Annotated in this window: 14 protein-coding genes; all 14 read right to left on the bottom strand. The window is 44.5% G+C overall.

The genetic code is table 11. From position 1 onward, the window contains the following. Positions 1-764: 764 nt before the first annotated feature. Entirely contained in the window at positions 765-3,029 is a 2,265-nt protein-coding gene (locus HUW51_RS12560; protein ID WP_185274361.1) for a beta-N-acetylhexosaminidase, read from the bottom strand. 442 nt (positions 3,030-3,471) lie between these two features. Next, complete coding sequence (locus tag HUW51_RS12555; protein WP_185274360.1) at positions 3,472-4,233, bottom strand: glucosamine-6-phosphate deaminase; 762 nt, start codon at positions 4,231-4,233, stop codon at positions 3,472-3,474. Between the two features lie 127 nt (positions 4,234-4,360). Next, complete coding sequence (locus HUW51_RS12550) at positions 4,361-5,437, bottom strand: dihydrodipicolinate synthase family protein (protein WP_185274359.1); 1,077 nt, start codon at positions 5,435-5,437, stop codon at positions 4,361-4,363. A gap of 3 nt (positions 5,438-5,440) precedes the next feature. Further along, complete coding sequence (locus HUW51_RS12545; RefSeq protein ID WP_185274358.1) at positions 5,441-6,457, bottom strand: NAD-dependent epimerase/dehydratase family protein; 1,017 nt, start codon at positions 6,455-6,457, stop codon at positions 5,441-5,443. A gap of 13 nt (positions 6,458-6,470) precedes the next feature. Beyond that, on the bottom strand, positions 6,471-7,736 hold the full coding sequence (locus HUW51_RS12540; protein ID WP_185274357.1) for an Nramp family divalent metal transporter: 1,266 nt from the start codon (positions 7,734-7,736) through the stop codon (positions 6,471-6,473). A gap of 86 nt (positions 7,737-7,822) precedes the next feature. Beyond that, a complete protein-coding gene (locus HUW51_RS12535; protein ID WP_185274356.1) occupies positions 7,823-9,436 on the bottom strand; it encodes a PQQ-dependent sugar dehydrogenase in 1,614 nt (537 codons plus the stop codon). Between the two features lie 53 nt (positions 9,437-9,489). Next, positions 9,490-10,704 carry an acyl-CoA thioester hydrolase/BAAT C-terminal domain-containing protein gene (locus HUW51_RS12530; protein ID WP_185274355.1) on the bottom strand — a complete coding sequence of 405 codons (1,215 nt, stop codon included), beginning with the start codon at positions 10,702-10,704 and terminating at the stop codon, positions 9,490-9,492. A 20-nt stretch (positions 10,705-10,724) separates the two neighbouring features. Next, positions 10,725-12,065, bottom strand: a complete 1,341-nt coding sequence (locus HUW51_RS12525; RefSeq protein WP_185274354.1) for a sugar MFS transporter — start codon at positions 12,063-12,065, stop codon at positions 10,725-10,727. A gap of 168 nt (positions 12,066-12,233) precedes the next feature. Next, positions 12,234-13,580 carry a Gfo/Idh/MocA family oxidoreductase gene (locus tag HUW51_RS12520; protein ID WP_185274353.1) on the bottom strand — a complete coding sequence of 449 codons (1,347 nt, stop codon included), beginning with the start codon at positions 13,578-13,580 and terminating at the stop codon, positions 12,234-12,236. A 40-nt stretch (positions 13,581-13,620) separates the two neighbouring features. Further along, entirely contained in the window at positions 13,621-14,634 is a 1,014-nt protein-coding gene (locus tag HUW51_RS12515; protein WP_185274352.1) for a Gfo/Idh/MocA family protein, read from the bottom strand. 103 nt (positions 14,635-14,737) lie between these two features. Continuing rightward, complete coding sequence (locus HUW51_RS12510; RefSeq protein ID WP_185274351.1) at positions 14,738-18,568, bottom strand: PVC-type heme-binding CxxCH protein; 3,831 nt, start codon at positions 18,566-18,568, stop codon at positions 14,738-14,740. 351 nt (positions 18,569-18,919) lie between these two features. Next, positions 18,920-20,842 (bottom strand): glycoside hydrolase domain-containing protein, encoded by a 1,923-nt coding sequence (locus HUW51_RS12505; protein WP_185274350.1) that lies wholly within the window; start codon positions 20,840-20,842, stop codon positions 18,920-18,922. A gap of 33 nt (positions 20,843-20,875) precedes the next feature. Then, positions 20,876-22,075, bottom strand: coding sequence for an NHL repeat-containing protein (locus tag HUW51_RS12500; protein ID WP_185274349.1), 1,200 nt, complete (start codon positions 22,073-22,075; stop codon positions 20,876-20,878). Next, positions 22,072-23,316, bottom strand: coding sequence for a hypothetical protein (locus HUW51_RS12495; protein WP_185274348.1), 1,245 nt, complete (start codon positions 23,314-23,316; stop codon positions 22,072-22,074). Before HUW51_RS12495 ends, HUW51_RS12500 begins: the two co-directional genes overlap by 4 nt. Positions 23,317-23,339 lie beyond the last annotated feature (23 nt).

The raw sequence follows: 23,339 nt of genomic DNA, 5'->3' as shown, positions 1-23,339 counted from the left end.
AATTAACGCAAAAGGCATACACGAATGATTGTTAATTCATTTTTTTGTGATTTTTAGTATGAGCAAAAGAATAAGAGCAACTGTGCTTCCGGAATAGAATCTATTATTAGCAGGTAGGTCCTGCCTGTACTTACGGATAGTGCTTTTTTATAGGCAAACCTTTACCGAGTTATTATATTCATCTAAATCACTAATGAGCTTAATCAATGCTCCCGACAAGACATTGCTAAAAAGTCTTCTCCTTGCCCCTGATCATTATTATTTTAAAAATTAAGGAATACCCAGTTTATAGCGGTCAGATAGGGAAATAATAAAAATTAACAAGGCTTGCCTGGGCCTATACATTGGACGGCGCAGAATGGAAGTAAAATGAGATTACATTATTGATTAAAATAAACCCACCATAACCTAAAACCCGGCTTTTTAAAAAATATGATGTATTTATACCTTTATTAATTTTTAATTCTTGCTTTGAAAGCGCCTGATAAAGAGGCAATACCATCGAGCTTCATTTCAAAAGATGAATGATTTAAATTATCCTTTTGGGAACAGCAGCTTTTTAAAAACAAGAAACTTTAATCATAAAAAGCCCTTTTTTATAGCCAGTAAGAGCGCTACTGCTTTAAATTATTATTTAAATTTTAGGAATTAATAAGGTACAAAAAAGGCGGTAAATCGTTGCGGGGTTTCGTCCACATCAATAATTTACCGCCCAATAGTTTTTCTATAGATAACAATATCCTTTTTAACTTGAATGTAGTGGGTTAGTCTTCCAGGCGTTTTTCAGCCAGTCCTTTCACCGGAACTTTGTTTGCCTCCGCGTACTGTTTTATTCTCTCGTTCAGCTTATTCTGCCAGCCCGGCAAATTTGTCCGTTGAAAAGGGGCAATCATATAATCCAGGCCTTTCCGGCGGTCAGCAAAATGATCTTTTACATCGTCCTGCACATGCACAAATTTACGTCCGTTTACGTCACGGTTTTTTTCATAACGGCTTTTTTCCCATACCTCCGTAACGTTTTCCCACATCCCCTTACCCCAACTGTCGAGAGCGCCGATCTTGTTGCTGACTTCTATCAGGAGCCCAACTGCTTCTTCGTGTTTTCCGGCCGCCGAAGCCGACTGAGCACGCCCAAAGGTGCGCTCGGCATCGCGAAACGCAAGTACGGTTTTAATAAAGTAACGCTCCAGGTAAGCAATTGATAGGTACACCTCCAGACTATAACGGTTGCGGTCAACCTGTGTCATGTACCGGGCAAGCTTGTTGATTAACTCGTCATTTTTTAATTCTAATTCTTCGGCCTGCGCAATAATCTTGCTGTGGTCGGTGGTATATTTAGTATTGGATTTTAAATTTTTATCTAGCGGTATTTCCGGGAGCCGGAGAAAATCATCCATTCGTTCGGTGCCAATTCCTTTGCCGAAACTGTTGCCGTAACTGGAAGGGCGCTCAGTGCTGGTTACCTCATCCCATCCTCTTCTAAAAAATTGAGCGCCTTCATTCAGGAGTGCATAGGCAGAGGCTATATCCGGACTATTAGCCCCGTAGAACACATCTAAAAAATCGGCCATGGTTTGTTCATAAGCCGGTCCGTAAGGGTTCCAGGCATATTGCGTAATAGTAGCCCAACCCAAATGAAAAACTTCTTCGTGCAACCCGCTGTCGTCCCAGGCGGCAGCAAAACTTCCGATGGGGTTAGCGCCCGCCTTAATGCCGTCGCGAACGGTGCTTACATAATTTGGATACCTGGAATAATCGGAGAAAAGCGGTTCGCCCCCTTGGATAGAACTGTAGGCAAGTTGCCGCATTCCTATTTTTCGCTGATTGTCCAAAAATTCCTTGTCTTCGCCCATTATGCCATTAATTATATCCGATGGCAGGCGCGAAATATCCTGCGGCAGCAAGGGATACTCCACCCAGGCAATCATCCGGCGATTACGTTTTGCTAGCCAATCGTGGGCTTTTACGGCAAACTCAGCCCAGGCCAAACTGCGGTTTTCCGGATTATAAGGCCGCTTACATTTGGCACAGATACCGGCATAATAAACTTCATCCGTAGAAGCCAGAAAATAGTCGACACCGGGTGTGGCATCAATCATATCCTGGTACATATCGAAGATCAGGTTAATAGCTTCGTCGTCGCACATGCAGGCCTGGTAATTAGATTCAGGCTCAGCCTTTAAATGCTCAAATTCTTTATGTTTCAGGACGTGTGCCATGTGGGCTGGCGCCTGAATATTGGGAACAATCTGAATGTGTCGCTCCAGCGCGTAACGGGTTAGCTCCTGTAACTCTGCTTTGGTGTAGGCGCCAGGAGCACCAATAATCGGATGCCGTGGGAATTCGTATTTATCTTCAATCTCCAGGGCAACCATGTTTACCTTAAAGAAGGCGTGCCAGTCGATCAGTCGCTTCATGGTTTCCATGCGTTTCTGGTGATGTTTCGTATCCCAATGCACAAACCGCAATTGCACCGCTGGCCAGTCGCGAATCACCGCTTCCGGAGCAATGAGCCGACCGGCCTGATCCCGCCGGAGTAATTGCAATAAGCTTTGAACCCCGTAAAAAAGTCCGGTTGGGCTGTTACCAGTAATTTCGATCTTATTGGCGGTGATCGCCAGCAAATAAGCTTGTTCGTTGAGCGCCGGATCATTCGTGGCTTTTACCGTTCCGGGTTTAACGGCAAGCGTAATCTTTTTTCCTCCTTTTTTCGCGAAATCCAATCCATGAAGCTCCGAGGCACCTTCCAATAATCTCCGCACGGCAATATCTTCTTTGCCTATTTTTGAATCTATTACCCACGACCCATCTACCACAATATTCTTAGCGCCCAATTCTACTTGTTGCGGAGCTGGCAACAGGCTAAAACCCCGGAGACGGAGCGGGGAAATAAAACTTAAAGAGTCATTGCCCTGCACAACCGAGCCTATGTTTTTATTTATTGCAGCAAACGCACGCTGTCCATTATAAGAAAGAATAATAGCACAAAACAACGTGAACCAAATGTTTCTATTTCGGTTTAGGAGCATAGCAAAGCATGTTTTTTATTTATTCTTAAAAGAACCTTTTTTTTTAAAATAAAACAAGCTTTTAAAACTTTTTAATAAAAAAAATAAGCTTTTGAAAACGATTAAAACAGAAGTGAAGCATTTAGTTTTTAATACCATTGCCTAGGTAATGCAACATTTGTTAAAACATCTTTTGATTTTACAATTTTTTAAAAATTAGGAGGGATAAAGGAGCGGTGAAATTGAATCTTAAATTTAGACCTGCGCTAACTACATGTAGATACCAATCTTTTTCCGCCAGGAAGCTCCAAGGAGTACTTTCATTTTTTCAAAAATTTAAAAATTATTCTGTGTTTGTTCAAAAACTCTGCTTTATTTAAAAAAGGTATAAAGCCAAAAACCCGCAGGTATAAGCCTGCGGGTTCCAGTAAAATAAACTCCTTTTCAGTAAGTCTTTAAGCCGCTATAACAATGCGCTGCTTTCTTTATCAATAAATAAAATAGCTTCCGGGTGTTTTCTCAGTATGGTTGACGGGTATAATTCCTGAATATCACTTTGCAGGGTATGGTAAATGGCCTGCGCTTTAGTTGGTCCAGGAACCATACAAAATGCGTATTTGGCGCGCATTAAAGCAGGCACTGTTAACGTTAAAGCATAGATTGGCACTTCATTTAATGCAGTAAAACATCCATCGTTTACTTGCTGCTGCCGGCAAGCTTCGTCTAAATCCACTATTTTTACTAGCTGCGGATCGTTAAAATAGGCCACGTGCGGATCGTTAAAGGCTATATGGGTATTCTCACCAATCCCCATGCACACAATATCCGTTGGATGAGATTCTAATAAGGCAGTATATCGGGCGCACTCTTCTTTTAAATTTTCGGCTAATCCATTCAGGTAATTTACAGAACGGAATGGGACTTTACCGAATAAACGATTTTTTAAAAAATTACCAAAACGCTGGGGCGCATCTTCCGGCAGACCTACATATTCATCCATATGAAAGGCATTGATGCGTTCCCAGGCAATTGCATCATTTTTAGATAGCTCTTCTAAAAATTCGTTTTGAGAGGGGGCCGCGGCAAAAATGATATTCACGAATTGCTGCTGGTCTAATAATTCTATTATTTTGCTGGCAACCAATTTTACCGCCTTTAAACCCAACTCACTACGAGTAGCAGAAATATCTACTTTTAAAGCTTCCGTTATGCTTTCGTTATTCATGAAGAATTTTTAAATTAATTTAGTCATACATCAAACACCGTTTACACCTTTGTTAAAGTAGTAGCAGTTCGCATAACCTCCGCCTTTTAATTTAATAACAAGCTAGAAATTCGCTAAACATCACCATTTATTTTGTCAGCATTTCTCTTTCTAAGAGATCCCGCACAAAAGCATCATCCACCAGATGCGGATAAGCAGCACACACGCGGTCAATTTCCTCCATTTGCCCGGGCGATAATTCCTCTTCCGGATTGAGGCACCAACGTCCTTCTAATAAACCCTGGCGGCGCAGAACTTCGTGAATGCCCGGAATACAGCCATGAAAACCATGAGCCGGATCAAAAATAGCAGCGTTCATATCCGTAACTTCGATATTGCGGGTCAGCAATTCTGAGAAACCAAATGCGTTTCCTACCTGTTTCATACTTTTTACCTCAGCTAGTAATTCAACTGCTTTCTTTGTCCAAACGGCCCAATGGCCTAACAAACCGCCGACAAATTCCTTTTGTCTTACAATTCCGTCAACTTCAAATCTATAAGTTGTTAGTAAATCGGCAATAATATTATCATCGTTCCCGGTATATAAAGCAATTTCATCCCGACGAGGCGAGGCGCACACTGCCCGCACCACATCTAGGGTTTGGTAGCGGTTAAAAGCGGCCACTTTAATAGCTTGTACATTGGGTATCTGCGCAAACTTAAACCAGAAGTCATAAGTAAAGATGCGGCCACCTACGCTGGGCTGCAGGTAAAAGCCAAAAACAGGAATAATGTCAGCTACGGCTTTTACCCGGTCCAATATTTCATCTTCGGTCCAGCTTTGTAAGCCACCCATGCTTAATAAGCCCAAATCATAACCGTACTTCAAAGCTATCTCGGCTTCTTCCGTAGCTTGCGCGGTAGGGCCAACAATACCGGCAACTTTTATAAACGGACGAGTTAACTGCGCTTCTTCTATTTCTTCGGCGGCCAGTTTTAATACGGTTTCATACAAATTAACTTCCGGGTTCCGGATTTCAAATTGAGTTGAATGCACGCCAACTGCTACTCCTCCGGCACCAGCCGCCATATAGTACCGGGTTAAGCCGCGCTGGCGCTGCTCATCTAACTGCCGGGCTGCATTTAAGGCCAAAGGATGCGCGGGAATAACCGTTCCTTCGTGCAGTAAAGCTTTAATTTCGGGTTTTAAGGTGTTTGATTTCATGTATTAAAACTTGCCGTTTCGTTCCTGGAAATGAGTTGGTTTGTTGGATATTTTACCGCCGCCCTGTAACCAGGTAACCGTAATATCCATTATTTGCCGTAAGGTTACTCTGGGGTAACCAAATAAGCGATGCGCCTCCGAAGCGTTGCTTAACAAAGCAGTTTGCTGCACTTCCCCCATAAAGTTTGGCTCTTTGCCCAATAATAAACCAAATTGTTCAGCCAGCCACTTCACGGAAACAGTTTCAGGCCCGGTAACATTTAAAATTTTAGCCGGTACGTCGCAGTGTTTTAAAGCCCGAATAGCTATTTCATTGGCATCTCCCTGCCAGATAACGTTTACATTTCCGGTAGTCAAATCTATTGGTCGGCCTTCGTTCACTGATTTCGCTATTTCCAGCAACACGCCATATTTAAAATCAACGGCATAATTTAGACGATAGATTAAAGTCGGAATCTGATATTTATCGGAGAAGTATTGAAAAATACGCTCCCGGCCTAAACATGATTGACCATACTCTCCCACCGGTGCCGCTGCCTGGTCTTCGGATGGGCCACCAGAAGTTACCGGTACAAACGGATAAACATTACCGGTAGAGAAAGCTACAATCCGGGAGTTTTTATACCGTTCGGCAACACGGCCCGGCAAATACGCATTCATGGCCCAGGTAAAAGCTTCTTTACCCGTAGTACCAAATTTAGTACCTGCCAAATAAATTACATTGGCTGCATCTGGTAGGGCAGCTAAATGGCTTTCGTTTAACAAATCCGCCGCAAAAGTTTCGATGCCCTCTGCTTCTAATTCGGCCTGGGTTTCCGGATCAGAAAAGCGGGAAACACCGATAATTCGCTTTTTTAATCCGGCCTGGTCAACGGCTTGCTTGGCTAAACGAGCCATACTCGGCCCCATTTTTCCACCTACCCCCAGCAATATAATATCGCCTTCTATATCATATAAATCAGAAATTAAAGCCTCTGAAGGTTTTAATAACTCTTGCTCTAATAATTCTAATTCACTCATATCTAAATTTCAATTATTTTAAAAATAACTCATTTACATTACTTGCAGCCAAAACAAATAAAATCAGCAAGCCAAAAGCACCCATTATTTTCACGGGAGTGGAGTTTACATGGGAACCCATAATTTTAACATCATTCCCGATCACATACATGGCTAATCCAATAAAAGGCACTAAAAAAATGGTAACACTTTGGGCAAATACAATTAACTCCAGAGGCAATTTACCGAAAGCAATGGCGATGCAGGCTCCAATAATCATTACTAAAGCAATTAAAAAGCGCACCATTTTGGAAGTTAACTGGCTTCCATAGCCCAAGGCATCGCCTAATAAAGTACCTCCTAAAGAGGCATTTCCTACTAAGGAAGAGAAGGCAGCCCCAAATAATCCGGTTAAAAATAAAGTAGAAGCATAGCTTCCAAATAGAGGTTCCAGCGCCTTTGCCATATCGGAGGCACTGGTAACTTTAATGCCTTGGGGATTTAAAACTGCTGCCGCACAAATCAATACAATAGCACTCATGAGGCCGAGAATAAAAATGCCGGTTATACTGTTGCGGCTGGTTTCTTTAATTTCCGGATTTTGCTTGATGCGCTCCTGCACCAGGTACGATTGGTATAAAGCGCCTACAATGGAAAAAGCAGAAGCCGTAAAGGCTATCACTAAACCCAAGGATCCTTCCGGAATGGATGGTACAAAACCAACAGCTACCGCACTCCAGTCCGGATCAGCTAAAAACAAGGTGGTGATAAAAGAAAAAAGCATCAATCCAATCAGGAAGATCATCAGTTTTTCTAATACTTTGTAGAAGGACTGGAAAAATAGTAAGGCAATGCCAATAACATTAAAAACAATAATCCAAATAACCGGTGAAGTACCATTAGCTTCTGCAATAGCAATACCTACGCCTATGGAGTTTCCGGCTTGAAAAGAGGTGGCTACTAAAAATATCCCGAAACCAATAAAAATGGCCGCTGCTTTTCCCCATTTTAACCGGATAGTAGCCAATAAGGATTGCTTAGCCGCAACGCCAATGCGCGCTCCCATAACCGTAAAAACCGTCATGAAAAATATAGCTACGGCAATTATCCAAAGCAACGAATAGCCATAAACCGCCCCTAATTTAGAAGTAATGGTCATTTTACTTGGCCCAAAAACCAAAGCCGCCGTAATTATACCCGGACCTAAGGATAATAAGACTTTTTTAAGGGAGGTAAAAACTCCGGACTCTCCTGTTTGGGGCGAAACCGTAACTGGTTCCTGCGTAACTCTGTTATCCATTAATTTATCAGATTATAAATTCGTAGCTTTTCAGTAATAACAATGAATCCGGAAATTTTAAAATTTAAAAATTTTCGTTTAGTATTCTAATTTGCTTTTCCCAACCTGGCTTTTTCTACCTCTTCTCTAGAGATGGAACTGGCTCCTTTGCCAAATTCAGCCCGGACGTAGGTAAGTACATCGGCAATCTCGGGATCGCTTAAGAAATGGAAAGCCGGCATCTGCTGGTTGTATTCTTTGCCTTTAACTATTATCGGGCCGGCTAAACCCTGTAATACAATAGAAATTAACCTCTGTTTATCTCCCGTAACTTGCTCCGCTTCCGTTAAAGGCGGAAAGGTGCCGGCAACCCCATTGCCATCTTCTTTGTGGCAGGAAACACAGTATTTGGTATAAACCTGTGCCCCGGCATTGGGCAATATTTCATTGGGTTTAGTTTCAGTAGATGCTATATCTTTAAAATTTGATGCATACGTATCGTTTTCTTTTATTTTGAATAAGCGAATAATCCGGTCATCATTTTCCTGCGGGAAACCTTTAGCCGGGTTCCAGTCCCGGTTGCTGGTAGAAATATAAATATCCCCGTTAGGGGCTACGCATACATCACGTAAGCGCCCAAATTCTTTATCCAGGTAAATTTGTTCTGAAACTATGGTGTTGCCGGCTTTATTCAATTTCAGTACCCGAAAATCGGTTTCTTTTAGCGTAGTAAGCAATAGAGAATTCTGCCACTCCGGAATTGCAGTAGCGTTGTAATAATCAATACCTGCCGGGGCGATAGTGGGCGTCCAGGCCATTAGAGGTTCAATTACGGCATGCTGGTCACAAAAAGTTTTTTCGTGAGGGAGGTTGCATTTACCTGCCACGTTCGGGTAGCCATAGTTACCGCTTTTAGTAATTAGGTTAATTTCATCATCCGTGGCATCGCCATGCTCGGCGGTGTATAAATTTCCGTTAGCCGCATATACCATACCCTGGGGAACCCGGAAGCCTTTCGCCCAAACCGGATTGCCCGGAATAGGGTTATCTCGGGGCACGGTTCCATCTATGTTAATCCGCAATATTTTACCGCTTAACACATTATCTTTCTGTGCATTACCTCCATTTTGCTCATTATTGTTCACATCGGCATCGCCGGTAGCCAGCATTAATTTGCCATCGGGGGCAAAAGCCATGCGCGAACCATTATGCCCCACATCGGCAGGTACTTCCATTAAAATCAACGGGTTGCTTAGTATATCGTTGCTATAGGTGTACCGCACCCACCGGGAGGTTAATTTTGTATCTTGCTTAAAAGTGTAATTCAAGAAAACAAAAGGTTGTTTTTTAAAATTAGGATGCAAAGCCATACACAACAAGCCCAGCGTGCGGTAGCGATATACTTCCGGAATAGTTAATAGTAGCTTTTTTTCGCCGGTAGTTGGGTTTACTTTACTAACGGTGCCACTTTGTTCGGTATACCAAATCCAGTTATCGGGTCCCCAGGTTATTTCCCAAGGCACATTAAGTTTATCTATAATGGTACTTACCCCTACCTTGGTGGAATCCAGAATAAATTGCTGCTCAATGGGTGTTTTTATAGCCGATAAATTGGAATGTATTGAACCCGGGCCAGTAGTTATTGTGGAACAGGAAAGAATAAACAGGAAAATGAAAAATGATGAGAAACGAACTATTCGCCTGTTTTTTAAATAAAGCATAAATATAAATTAGTAAGCATAATGCGCTCGGAACAAGACATTATTAAATCGATTTACTTCAGGAAATATTCGAGAAATAAGTAGGCCTTTTCGTTAGAATCGGCATTAGGTGAGTGCGCCGGCCGGTTAGTCATCGCCACCCGGCTATCTTGACCCAATAATTTATTAACCTTAACCGTATGATTTAGGGGCACCCACCGTTCCACAGGGTCTTCGGACCCACCCGATACCAGGAACGGGCGCGGAGCCATTAAAGCATGTAGTTCGTGTAAATCAAATCCTTCTCTGACCATTTGCGGGTACAAACCTTTGGCCGGATTATCCACCGAAATAACTCCGCTTTTCCGCCAAGGTTTAGGATGGTAACCTAAATACCAGGGTTCCCAGTAATTAACATTTTCCCTCTTTTCATCAAACACAATTCCCGGATCGGACCAGACGGCACAGGCAAATTTGTCGAACAGGCAGGAAGCGAACATGGCCCACTTACCCCCAAACGAATGCCCCATAATACCAATGCGCTTGGCATCTACTTCGGGCAGCGCGGCTACTACATACCAGGCATTGGCCGCCGCATAGCCCAGCATCGAAAGTGGCTGAACAGTTGCATTTTCAATGGAAGGATAATAAATGGAATAAGTTTGAGCTTTGGTAGCATCCGTAGTACCGATAGAAAGCGTTACAAAGCCTCTTCGGGTTAATTGTAAGGCAAAGTCCCGAAAGGGCGCACCACCTACGCCAATAGCGGTTTCCGGTTCGTAAAATACGGTAATAACGGCCGGCTTTTTCCCTTTGCCATCGGGCACTGACAGGTAACCCGTTGTTTTTTCGGTGGGGGTCCAGTTGAAGCGGATGCGGTGCTGGGTATAGCCTTCCTTGCGGATGGTTTCCAGTATTTCTATTTTCTGGTTTTCAATGAAGGCCGGCCACTCCCCCATTAATCCGTGCCATTTTTTTAAAATTTCTTGCCGGCGCGTAGTCCAATCCTGCTTGGTTTTTACGGGGCTACCATCATAAAAATTTAATGGGGAACGGTAGCCCCCAAAATCATTTTTATAAAGATCAGGTGGTGAAAAATAAGGCGCTATTTGCTCCCAAATAGCCTGCCGTTCAGCCTTCTTTAGAGTCTGCCCATTCAGGTCAGGAGCCAGAAATATTATTAGAAGCGGGATAATGTTTTTTAAATAATACTGCACCTTATATAACTTTAACTTTCGTTTCGCCTCTATTTTTAAAAATTTTACTTTCACCACTACCCTGTTTCCCATATTAGAAAACTAAATTTTCGCTAAATACTCCAGCGTCTGATTTTATGCCCGTACATCGCATAAAACACCAGATAGAGATAGCATGGAAATAGCACCCAGTAAGCGGCGCGTTCATTTAAAAGATCGGCGAAATAACCGTAGAAAAGCGGCATAATCGCGTTTCCGCATAAGCCCATAATCATGATGGAAGCTCCCAGCTTCGTAAACTTGCCTAAGCCATCTAATGCCAGGGGCCAGATACCCGCCCATACCAGCGAGTTTGCCAAACCCAGCAAAACCATAAACCAGATAGAAATATCTGCCTGGTGCCCCAGAAAAGAAACCTGGCCTTTTGCGAAAATAACGAGCAGCGTTAAAATGGTACCCAGCAAGGTGCAAACCCGAAAAGCATTTACCTGGCTGATAAACCGCGGTATACAAATAATGCCCAGAATGTACCCGCAAATGGTAGCAAACAAGGTATAAGACGGAAATACCTTTGCTTCCATTAACGGGATGTTCATGGTGCCAGCATACCCGATGATGGTATCTATGGCGATAACCTGAGTGCCTACGTGCAAAAAGATACTGATTGCCCCTAATATTAAGTGCGGGAACTGAAAAATACTAGTCTTTCCGGAGTTGGCGGTAGCTACCTCGGCCGTTTCTTCTTCGGTATTAATTTCAGGCAACGGCGAAAAACGCACCATTAAACCCAGAGCCAGTAACACACAGCCTAATACACTATACGGAAGAATTACCCGGCTAATTAACTCATCTAAAGCAGCATCTTTCTGACTTTCGCTCATGGTGCCCAACTGCGCAAAAAGGTCTGTATCGGTAGCTTTTAAAATAACAGCAGCAAAAATAATAGGCGCTAAAATGCCAGCCGCCTTATTACAAATACCCATAATACTGATACGCTGGGCAGCGCGTTCTTTCGGGCCAAGAATGGTAATGTACGGGTTTGCCGCCGTTTGCAGAATAGCTAAACCGGCTCCCAAGGTAAATAAACCCAATAAAAATATTTCGTACGTTCGGGTAGAGGCGGCTGGTATAAAAATAAAGGCTCCGGTAGCCATAGTCCAGAAGCCGGCCATCATGCCTTTTTTAAAACCCAATCGTTTGAGCAAAAAAGACGCCGGCACCGACATAACAAAATAGGAAATATAAAAGGCGAACGTTACTAAATAAGACTGGAAGTTTGTCAGCTCGCAGGCAATCTTAAAGTAAGGAATCAGGATGGCATTTACCCAGGAGACAAATCCAAAAATAAAGAACAGCAACCCGATAATCAAAATCGAAATAGTGGTATTGCGCTTTGATAAAGAACTTACCCCAACTGAACTGCTTTCATCTTTTATTGTAACCGTATTGTTCATACCTATATCTTTTGATTACTTGCGTATTATTGATTTTCCTTACAAATACGATTGGGCAATCAATAATTGAATTATCAATTACTTGTTACCAGAAGTTTAAAGCATCGGGCTTAAAAGCTTATTTACCTTTAAACCTTAATGCACTAGTGATTTTTTATTTTTTTAAATTTAAACTTTGGGTTCCCAGCCTTTCTGATATTCGCGGCTCCAGTATTTCAGGGCATCGTTATCATTTAGGATATGGCCATTGGTTGGGTCTATGTTTAAAGTTCTGCCTGTTCGTTGCGAGATGTTACCTAATTGCACCAGCAAGGTACTTTGGTGGCCACTTACAATATCAGAATTTAATTTCCCTCCTACCCGGATAGCATCAAAAAAATTCTGGATATGCAAGGCATCTAAAGCCTGCGAAGGATTGGTTAAATTACGCGGGTCAATTGCCGCATTATCGCTCTTCACATCTTTTACCACCTCATTTTTTAAATTATAAATGGTATAGGCATTGCCACCGCCAATAAATAAAGAACCGTTTTCGCCATAAAATATAACCCCTACCGAAGAACCTTCAATAGGCTTGCCATTGCAGCTGCGGCCTTCCCAGGAGATAGCCGTATTATTCTTAAACTCTAAATTGATTACCTGCGTATCCGGCGTTTCCCAATCATCCCGGAAGTGGTACCTTCCTCCGGATGAGGTAACCCGGGTGGGATATTCAACGCCTAAGCCCCAGCGGGCTAAATCCACCATGTGCGTGCCATTATTCAAAGCTTCGCCGGTTCCCCAATTCCAGAACCAATGCCAGTTGTAATGCACCACGTTATCTTTATAAGTCCGGCGAGGTGCCGGACCCTGCCATAAATCATAGTTTAACCATTCGGGTACCGCAGTAGGTTTACCAATGCCAATAGATTCGCGGTTATTGGTGTACCAGGTTTTGGCAAAATAAGGGCGGCCAATAGCGCCAGCTTTTATTTCATTGATGCCGGCAATTACATTGGGCCAGGAACGGCGTTGGTTCCCCATCTGCAATATTTTATTATATTTTTTAGCTGCTGCCATTACCAGTTCGCCTTCGTTCGGGTTATGGCTGGCTGGCTTTTCTAAGTAAACGTGTTTACCGGCTTTACAGGCCAGAATAGCTGCCGGGGCATGCCAATGATCAGGAGCCGTTACAATTAAAGCATCCAAATCTTTATCTTCTAAAGCTTTGCGAAAATCACCCTGCTCTTTTGGTCTTTTTTTGGTGAGTTTCTCTATGACGGCACTAAACTTTTGCGAAGCCCGCGAATCTACGTCGCAGCAATACAACATCTCACAGTTGGGCTGACTGGCAAAATTAGTACCTACCGCCATTCCGCGGGAATTTACGCCCATAATGGCTACCATAATCCGGTCGTTGGCTCCTAATATCCGGCCATAGCTTTTCGGACTAAAGCCAGGTAATATACCCCCGATTGATAATGCCGCCGTACCCAGGGCCGCTTTCTTGATAAATTCTCTTCTGGTATTTTCCATTTAATGAGCTAGATTTTATCTAAATTAATTTTTTTAAAATTTAAACTTTTGCCTTCTCCATCACACTTGCCAGAGTAATAGATTTGCCGCCCTGGCGTTTACTTTCATCAGAAGCCTCCATAAAAGCGTATATTTCCAGGGTATCCTCCGGATCAACTGGGGTTTGACCTGTTTCAAAAAATTTAATTATTTGCTCTAACAAAGGATTATAGCCGCCAAATTGGCCTAAAGTAATATTTCCTTTTTCCGCATAAGCAGTTCCGCCATAGTCCGCCTTGCCATTGCGGGTTCCCCGAAAGGTACCTATGCGGCCATCTTCCCATACCCCCACGACCAGTTCCGTATTTTCGGTTTGCGTGCGGGTTACACTTTGGCATCCTTTGCCCATAATGGTAAACAGCGTTTCAACCCCATGAATACCATACCAGAATAAATCCGGGTGAGATGGCTCCAGGGAAGCCGGTCCGTAGGTATCGGCGCCTAAAATTTTTCCTTCCTTGCCTTGCGCCGCCTCTTGGGCACTGGGCATATAACGGAGCGAGGAACTGGAGAATAGGGGTACTTTTCTTTTCTTTGCTTCCTCGTAGATAGTCATTACATCGCGTAAAGATGCAGCAACCGGCTTATCAATAAACATGGGTTTACCGGCTTTTAAAACTTCCATGGCTTGTTCCAGACGCGGGTGACCATCGTTGGTCTCGAGCAATACCACATCTACTTCTTTCAATAAATCTTTAATAGAACCGGAAATTTTAACTCCGTGCTTTTTGACTTCTTCAATATATCCGGGTATCCGCTTCGTACTGGATTCTATTTTTTCACTGCCCTTCGGATAAGCCGCTACTATTTTGTAGCCACCGTATTTATCCTGAGCATTGGGGTTATTAAGTTCTTTGGTAAAGGCTACACTATGCGACGTATCCAGGCCAATAATACCTACTCGTTTCCCTTTTTCTTTACCCAAAACAAGTCCTGAATTTAAATTTAATCCTATACCTACACTTGCCACTGCTGCCGTTTTGATGAATTCTCTTCTGTTAAAGTTTTGATGCATGCTTGTTTGATTGATGGATAAAATTTTTAAAAATTCCGGACTTTACTTAATCGCTTACATCCCTATTGATTATAAAATCACATTTATGGATAGCCTATTACTATTATTTTGGCTCCTCCTGAGTTCGTAAATAGGCCACTAAATTCAACACTTCTGAATCCGTTAAATTATCTAATAACCCAGGGGGCATCATAGATACGGCAGTAACTTCCCGCGATTGTATAGCCGATTTATTCAACACAACGGCCTCCTGCCCTACTACCCGCAGCGTTACCTGCCGCTCATTTTCGGCAATTACATTCCCGGAATAAGTACGCCCATCGCGGGTAGTTACCACCACCAGTTTGTAGTCGTCCTGAATATCACCGCTGGGGTTAAGCACATTAAACAGCAAGTAATCTAGATTAGCGCGGTTCGAGCCAGTAAGGTCTGGGCCGATGTTGCCGCCTTTGCCGTACATCTTGTGGCAGCTGCCGCAGGTACGCTGAAAAACAGCGTTACCTTTTACTATGTCGGCTTTGCTTACTGCCTGCGGAGTTAATAATTTCTGATACTTGGCAAAGGCTTTTTCGTCGGTGCTGCTCTGCTCAATTGGCCCCCATATTTCTACGAAACCACTACCTACTACCCGTAATAGTTGCCGGGCTACGTAAGGCGGCACATCTCGTTTGGGGATGCTAGTATCTTTAATGCCTTGCGCCAGCAACCAACCGTATCTGGGTCGAGCGGCCATAGTTTGCACTACTTGCAATTTTTCGGCGGTGTTAAACGAATTGTAACGCGAGAGCAGCATTTTGCCAAGTGGTTCGTCATCAAAATCAGCAATGGCCCGGATGGCATCGCCGCGTAAACCCGCATCATCTAATAATACCGGCAGTTCTGCTAAAAGTTCTGGTTGTTTGCGGCTGGTAATAGCTTGCAGCGCCTGGCGGCGCTGGTCTAAGGGTGCATTTTTATTCTTCAGAGTTGCCAAAGCTTTTTTCACCGATTCGGTATCGCCGAACTGCTGGGACAGGTCCTGCGCCAATCGCACGATATTCTCATCCGGAGATTTTTGCAATTTGGCATAAACAGCCGCCCAGTTAGCGGGTGCGGCTAGATCATAACGGCCTTCCAACCCTTCGCGCATACCCTGAAGCATACTTACCGGAGGCTCAGGCATTTTACCTAAGGCCGTAATTAACGTTTCTACGGCATTAGCATCTACGGTACGCCGCGAAATATACTGGGCTACCATGGGTATTTTACTTTGGCCGGCCAATTCCAATGCCCGATTTGGATTTTCTTTTACCAAAGGCTCCACGGCAAACCAAATCATTTTGGGTAAATTATGGTCTTCCGCATCTTCTCCATGCTTCATCAATTCGCCGGCAATCTTCCAGCGGTCACCGGGCTCCATCCGTTGCAACGCCGAGGCCAGGTACAAGCGCACCACTGCCGATTTATCAGATTTGGCCATTTTGGTAAACTTGGCCATGGCTTCTGAACCCGAATTTTTATCCTCGTTTAATAATTGAATTGCCCAGGCACGTACGTATTGGTCTTTATCCGATAAGGATTTAATTAGATTTTTAGTTGATAAACCACCCGTTACATGTAAGCCCCACATAGCCCGAAGGCGATAATCCGGATTGTTGTTTTTTTCGAATAATTGCCGTAGTTGATTGTGTGTAGTGGCGGCTAATCTACCTTTAGCGGCCCGATTTTGTAAAATAACGCGGGCCCGCCGGGCATGCCAATCGCTTTTGCTTGTCTGCAGATTTACCAGTTGTTCATCGGTCATCTTGGATAAATCAGCATACCGGCCTTCCCAATTCTCGGCCAAAGAGTTCTCAGGCATTATCCGGAAGATGCGACCGGTTTCACTGTTCAGCACATCGTTGCCGCAAATATCACCATCGTGCCAGTCCAACACGTACATACCCCCTTCCGGTCCGATTTCCATGCTAAAACCAACCCATTGCGCATTGTTGGCCATCATAAAATCATCACCGTGATGCGACGTAAATCCAGAGCCTTTCGGTACCAATACATCGGATAATACACCGTGGTCGTGGATATTAGCCATAAAAATACGCCCCCACTGGTCAGGCGGAAAGGCATCTGACTGGTAAATCCGGGCTCCCCCGTGCGCCGATCGGTGGCGGTGGTCGGCGATGGTTTTGATATCGTCGTACACATACGGATTAAAATGCTGACCACCCTGCCGGTGATAAATACCACCCGGAATGACGTGCCACAAATGGGGAATTACGCAGGCGCTGATTAATAATTGCCCTTTGGGATCATGATCGATGCCCCAAGGATTACTGAAACCGTGGGCTACTACTTCAAACTTATCCTTAGTGGGATGATACCGCCAAACTCCGCCATTTATATCCACGCCTTCGCCTTTCATCACATCCGGAAAAGGATCGTTGTGCCGGTATATTTTACCTTTTCCGTTAGGTTTACTAACTTTAGAAGGAGTGGCAAAACCTTGCAAGCCATATAACCAACCATCGGGCCCCCAGTGTAAACTGTTCAGGGTTTCGTGGCGGTCGCGGATGCCCCAGCCGGTCAGCCGGACTTCAATATCGTCCATATCGGCTTTGTCGTCCTGGTCTTTATCGGGCACAAAAAGCAGGTTGGGCGGTGCCCCCATAAATAATCCATCGAAACCCACCGCAATCGCCGAAGGAAACGCAATACCTTCCAGAAATACCTTCTTGCTATCTGCTACCCCATCTTTATCTGTATCTTCCAGAATTAGAATGCGGCTGTTACCTTTGGCAGAGAAACCTTTGCCTCGGTTTTCGTAATCCCGGTTTTCGGCAATCCACATCCGGCCACGGTCGTCCCAGCAAAAAGCCATGGGCTGGGTCATGAGGGGTTCGGAAGCCCAGGCATTTACTTTATAACCCTTCATCAGAGTCATATTTTTTACGGCTTCTTCGGAGGTTAAAAACTTTGCTTCTTTGCCTTCTTGCTGGGCCAACTTCCACAAGTCAGAAGATGAATTTTTGCCGCTGAATTGGGCCCAGGTAGTGTTCATTTCCGTGTCGTTTAGCGCCCCGGTGTACACCACCACCTGGTGCCGGATGGTTTCGGTTTCGCCCTTGGCAATTTTCCAGTCGCCGTGGCGGGCACGGGCCGGACCAATACCCAATTGTGGGTCAACACGCCAGGGGGTAGGAAAACCTTTGTTATCTGCATGGTCAAAAATCGCAATGTGCGCCAAATCAGAGCGACCTTCCACTTGCATACCCACATCAGTCCAAATGGCTTTTTGTCCTTCAGCTTTTTCGTTTCGTTGCCGGGAGGCATTTATTACTTCTCCTTTTATGCCTTCTTTCCAGGGCATACGCAAGAATAACCCACCATAATCATATTTACCAATGGTTACATCCTGCTTGGCTTCGCCGTTCCACTCCAACGTAAGATAATATTTACCCTGCTGCTCCCGCATGGCCCAGTTTTGGGTTTCCGTTAGTACCGGGCTGCCTTGCTCATCTACTAAATCGTAAACGGTTTGCCACTTTACTTCCGGCCCGTTGGCTTCCACCACCTTCGCCGAAACTTTACGCCAATACGTACCTTCCGGATGATGGAAATAATCGCGGCCATTAACCCGGGTAAAACCCCAGTATAAACCAGTTTGGTGTTTGTGGTGGCCAGGACTATATTCCGTTAAAACACCTTTACCATCCGGGGCCACAATGGGGTGCATGTACGGCCGGAAATCGGGCTTCGCATTTTGGGTGAGAATGGGTTCTTTGCCATCGGCCCGGAATACGGAGATGGTGCCAGCCTGTTCATCTTGTTTCAGAGTTAAAACCGTAGGGGCAGTTGCTGTTGCATCACTTATTGGTTCTTTCGTTTTCTGCGAAACGCAACTATCCAGCAAGATGAAAAGAAAAACGAAAGAAAGAATAAACCTTATTTTTTCAATCATATAATTGCAAATTATCTTTTGCTTAGTTATTTTATTTCAATAAATATAATAAAATAACAGCAGGCAATTCTAAAAACATTATAAATTAAAAGCTTTGCAAGCACCATTAATACAACCTGTAAATAATATTCTCCCAATTATTTGGTAACTCTCCTAAATCCAGAACGCAAGATTATTTTTATTCTCTTGGTACAACGTTGGCACATAGAGTTGGAGGCAGAAAAGGAATAAGTCTTGATTGATTGTGCTTTACCCATGATACTAACATTTTGCGTTTGTAGCACGGTTGAAAAGGACAGCATTATAAGTACAAAATACCCATTTCTCGCCATCAATGGTGACTTAGAATTCTTATTTCATCCTCCCCGAAATGAGCGCAGCCAATTCCATGCGGGCTTTATACCATTGTTCCTGATCGTAACTCCAAACATCCAGGTTACCGATGGCTTTGTTCCCGAATGGTTCTTTAATGAGCTTATTAACAATGGCGTCGGCACGTTTCGAGTTACCATCAAGCTTTGTCAGCAAACGCAAATATTCATAATCCTGCACGCCGTCGCGCATTGTTTTCAGACGTATGGACGGACAAGGTTCCGGCACATTAGGCACCATGTCCGGTTTGTAAATGACCGAACCGTTCCCATTGAATTGCCGGTAAGTGAACTCCGCGTCGGCTTCCGAAGCTTCCTTGTAAAAATCTTTCCAGGATTCGGGATCGTACCAGCCCCTTTCCCAGCCGGCACCAATGCCCCAGCTGATCCAGGAGTATGTTTTGTATTTCCAGCAACTCCAGCTGATCGCACGGTCGTTAATCAGCGGTAAATCGATGAATGTCGAGCTTCCTACCCAGCTGTTCAGTTTATGTTCATACAACATTGGGCCGTAGAGCCAGTCTTTGATGCCCATTTGCTGGTATTGCTGCATCTCATCAATGTTGTAATTGATCGTATGCGAGGCCCAATCAGTAATGGATTTCCCGATCACGTCCATTGCTTCTTTAGTGTAAGCTCCGTCCACTCGGAACTTAGCCTCCGGATATTCTTTTTTAAACAAATTACCATAAAACACCATTCTGGACCACGCCTCCGGAAAGTACGATTCATCCAAACCGTTCAGGTAAACCGTCAGAAGTGTTTTCTTAGGATCGACCATTGGGAGCAAATGCTGGCGCACCTGCTGGATGCTGCTGGTGTATATAGCCTGGTTGGTCGCATTACGTTCTACTTCCGGCTTGCCGATATCCGGCCAGCCAGCTGTGCCATGCTTGCCGTACACGTCAAATGGCAGCGCAAAGGTTTCGAGTGGCTCGCCGTAGCCAGGACCGTCCACGTAGCCATGTTCTTTGGTGAAGGCCTGGCCAGTCAGGTATTTTTTTATTCGCTTGTCAAACTTGTCCCAATGGATTTGAACCTTGTTGTCTTTTACCTCAATTTCAGGATCGTAAGTTGGATCCATTAAAGAAATGCGGTTGCGTTTGAAGAGCTGGTATACTGCCAGTTCTTGCTTTTCATCCATTTCACTCAGAAATCCTTCGTGTTGCAGGCTGGCTTTGAAGAGGTTCTCATTAGGCAGTTCGAAATCCCAGATTGTCAGGCTAATCGGCATTTGTTTGGCTTGTCCACCAATCGTAACAGTAATCGTGCTCTGATAAGTACCTGGCTTGGCTCTTTGCGCGTCCAGTGGAATAAACTGGTCCACCCAAATCATCTGCGAACGTTGGTTGCTGATCCGGTTATTAAAATCGGGCAAGGTAAACGGGTACACCCAGCGGCCGTGCACCTTTGCCGAGTCGGTCTGAATGTATTTAAAGGGGATCAATGCGTCGGGGTACCAGCCTTTGCCAAGGGTGGACTTCGGGTAACCGGTACTGGTACTTTGTACATTTACAGACCATTCCAGAAAAAGCTCCGGCTTAACGGCTAACTCGGTACTGCCATTCTTAAATGGTGCCATGTCAAGCTGGATGCCGGTCAGTTCCGCGTCTGATTCATTGGTCAGTACTAATTGAAATGAGACATATTCTCCTCGCGCCCCGTGCAGAGAAACCTGTTTTCCGTCATAAATCCAGTTTTTATCCAGAAGATTTCCCTTGCCAGCCTGATTGGCCGGGACGCCTTTAAACCGATGTTCGATAATTTCATTCGTAACCGGATCCAGCCGGACCGAAGCAGGTAGTGCCCGCAGTTGCCACGGGTCAGCGCCTTTACCTTTATTTCTTATATTGCATGAAGTTAATGCTAAAAAGCAGAAGAGTACTTTTACAAATCGTACCATAGTTAAGTTTAGTTCAGGAATATCGATCAGCGCTTATTGGCCAACCGGAAAAATCATCAACTGACTGAGTGCTTCATCTTCACCCATGACCATGTATTTTCCATCATTAGAGGCAGCAAGGGTACTCAATTGAAAACCCCGCCATAGAATGCCCTGCTCGATTCCGGGCGCTACCATCTCAAATTCGGGATTGCCCAGGTCCACAAAACCAGCTCCCTTATCATCATAATAAAACAAATGGGAATAACCCGGCGCACCGCCTGCCAAACCATACAATCGTCCATCGCGTCCAAAAGCTAATGCCTGCAACCGGGCCATCATCATGGGTTTACCCAAATTTTTGATTTTTTTAGTGGCAGGATCCAGCACAAATAGCTGGCCATCAGCTGCATTGCCGCCGTAAAGTTTTCCGTCGGGTGCTTTGGCCCACGCTTCCACTTGACCCAATACCTCACGTCCCCATACAGCAGGCAGGGGAGTTTCCAGAAAATGGAAGGTCTTTTTGGCCGGATCAAAGGCAAACACGCGGTTACCAGCGGTACTGCCATAAACCAATCCAGCATTATCCTGAATGAGCGCTTTGCACAGATAAACCTCCGGCCCGACCGCATATTCGTGCAGGTTATTTAGTTCTTTTTCCTTGGGAGCCACTTCATCAAATACCTGCACCTTTTTAGTCGCAATGGTATAGGTAAAAAACCGACCGCTCGGATAGCTGATCCCGTACAGTTCGGTGCCTTCCCGGTTGCTGAGCAGTGTAAAAATTCCTTCTCCGGCGACCGGGATACCTAAATCTTTTACTTCAATTGCATCTCCATTACCGATACTAACCTGCAACAAATGCCCCGCCAGCTGGTTTCTCTGACCCATTGTGCCCGCATACAGCTTGTTGCCAGTGCCTTTACAAAATCCGGTTGCAATGCTTTTTTGCCCAGGTATACTTTCCTGCAAATCCTTTGTGGTGATGAGTTTTCGACCAGAAATAGAGGCGACAAAAAGGTAAGGGGATAAACCTTCCTTTGCAGTAGTACCACCCAAGATTCGATCACCCTGCACAGTTAGGGACGTGATCGCATTGCGGTACATGGGGAGGCGTTTTTCGGCACTGTTAGGCAGCGAGACTTCAATCGCGAATGCTTCTTTGGGGGTGAAAAAAGTGTACTGAGCCAGGAGTGGGCTTGTACATGTCAGGAATAAGAGTGGTAGAAGTATTTTTTTAAAAAAATTTCTCATTTCCGGATTTCTTTTTCGGGATTGAACTGGATCAGAAACGGCGTAGTTGAATCGCCTTTGGCAGATGGATTACGCCGGGCCGCGAAGTACAAGTTTCCATCTTTATCCCTGATGTCGCAGCCGGTAGCTTCTGTCATAGCGGTAATAGGATATTCACGCAGAATAGTCTTTTTACCGGTAGCCGGGTCGCATTCGACCAGAACGGTTTTGTCTTTCAGCACGTAATTACCGTGACCGCCAATAATGTAGTAAAGCTTGCCATTCTTGCCAATGTTCAGGTTGGGTACATAAGGCCCCCAGGCTTCTGCTTTACCCGTTTCAATGACACCTCCCAGGTCTGTAACCTTCCCGATTCCGTCTTTTTCAGGGTGAAATGCGATGAGTTTTGCGCCATAAGTAATCAGGTAAATAATACCATTAGCTTCATCTTTGGCGTAGGCGGTAACTCCCGTGATGATTTTTGAGCCGGGCGTTCCGGGAAATGCCGGCAGGCTCTCGCGCGCAAACACTAATGAATCACTGTCTCTTTCATATTTCACCAATCGCTGCCGCCAGTCTACATAATAGCAATTCCCCCACCAGTCGGTGAACAATATACGCGGAACGTGCGAGCTAGCCAGTCGGCCGAAATCGCGAAGGTGATTTTTGGCTGGGTCATAAACCAGAAAATGCGCCTGTGGATAGGTAATCCCATAGAGCATTCCTGTTTTGGGGTCAATATCAATGTCCTTAATGCTTTCGTAGGGCATGCCCATTCCCAAATTTTGCAGACCTGTTTTAGAATTCCATTTCATAAAAAAGCCACCGCCATAACCCTGCGGATGTTCCATCAAGTATTCCTCCCGCGACTCGCCGCCATCAGTTGAGAAGTAAATGGAACCATCCGGCGCCGCTACGATCTTTGAATGAATTTTTCCCTGCCACTGAAATTGGCGCAAATGAGCCATATCCGAGATAAACCCGTTCAGTTTCATCAAATTTTGAACTGGCTCATAAGTATACAGCCCTATGTTGTCGCGGTGATTAGTTACCCCTATATGTACCGTGTTGGAAGCCACATTGTAGCCAATCGAGCCCCAGGTAGAGTGCGCTTCGGGGAAATCTGGATATTCTATAAACTTAATATTCTTATCAGTAACTGTGGATTTTTGAGCCTGCGTAGTTTCGGTACCCGCGACCAAAAGCAGTTCAATAATCCAGCATGCCGCAACATACAATCTATTCGAAAAACGAAAGTTCATAAGGAGCTATTTAGTAGAAAGTA

The sequence above is a fragment of the Adhaeribacter swui genome, from assembly GCF_014217805.1.
GTDB classification, from domain to species: domain Bacteria; phylum Bacteroidota; class Bacteroidia; order Cytophagales; family Hymenobacteraceae; genus Adhaeribacter; species Adhaeribacter swui.
The sequence above is the reverse complement of the archived record's forward strand: the minus strand, read 5'-3'. Positions and strand labels throughout refer to the sequence as shown.

Bases quoted from the DNA above. Each gene is read 5' to 3' on its own strand.
- HUW51_RS12510 (WP_185274351.1), bottom strand. From the start codon at position 18,568: ATGATTGAAAAAATAAGGTTTATTCTTTCTTTCGTTTTTCTTTTCATC.
- HUW51_RS12555 (WP_185274360.1), bottom strand. From the start codon at position 4,233: ATGAATAACGAAAGCATAACGGAAGCTTTAAAAGTAGATATTTCTGCT.
- HUW51_RS12495 (WP_185274348.1), bottom strand. From the start codon at position 23,316: ATGAACTTTCGTTTTTCGAATAGATTGTATGTTGCGGCATGCTGGATT.
- HUW51_RS12550 (WP_185274359.1), bottom strand. From the start codon at position 5,437: ATGAAATCAAACACCTTAAAACCCGAAATTAAAGCTTTACTGCACGAA.
- HUW51_RS12545 (WP_185274358.1), bottom strand. From the start codon at position 6,457: ATGAGTGAATTAGAATTATTAGAGCAAGAGTTATTAAAACCTTCAGAG.
- HUW51_RS12525 (WP_185274354.1), bottom strand. From the start codon at position 12,065: ATGAACAATACGGTTACAATAAAAGATGAAAGCAGTTCAGTTGGGGTA.
- HUW51_RS12560 (WP_185274361.1), bottom strand. From the start codon at position 3,029: ATGCTCCTAAACCGAAATAGAAACATTTGGTTCACGTTGTTTTGTGCT.
- HUW51_RS12540 (WP_185274357.1), bottom strand. From the start codon at position 7,736: ATGGATAACAGAGTTACGCAGGAACCAGTTACGGTTTCGCCCCAAACA.
- HUW51_RS12500 (WP_185274349.1), bottom strand. From the start codon at position 22,075: ATGAGAAATTTTTTTAAAAAAATACTTCTACCACTCTTATTCCTGACA.
- HUW51_RS12530 (WP_185274355.1), bottom strand. From the start codon at position 10,704: ATGGGAAACAGGGTAGTGGTGAAAGTAAAATTTTTAAAAATAGAGGCG.
- HUW51_RS12535 (WP_185274356.1), bottom strand. From the start codon at position 9,436: ATGCTTTATTTAAAAAACAGGCGAATAGTTCGTTTCTCATCATTTTTC.
- HUW51_RS12520 (WP_185274353.1), bottom strand. From the start codon at position 13,580: ATGGAAAATACCAGAAGAGAATTTATCAAGAAAGCGGCCCTGGGTACG.
- HUW51_RS12505 (WP_185274350.1), bottom strand. From the start codon at position 20,842: ATGGTACGATTTGTAAAAGTACTCTTCTGCTTTTTAGCATTAACTTCA.
- HUW51_RS12515 (WP_185274352.1), bottom strand. From the start codon at position 14,634: ATGCATCAAAACTTTAACAGAAGAGAATTCATCAAAACGGCAGCAGTG.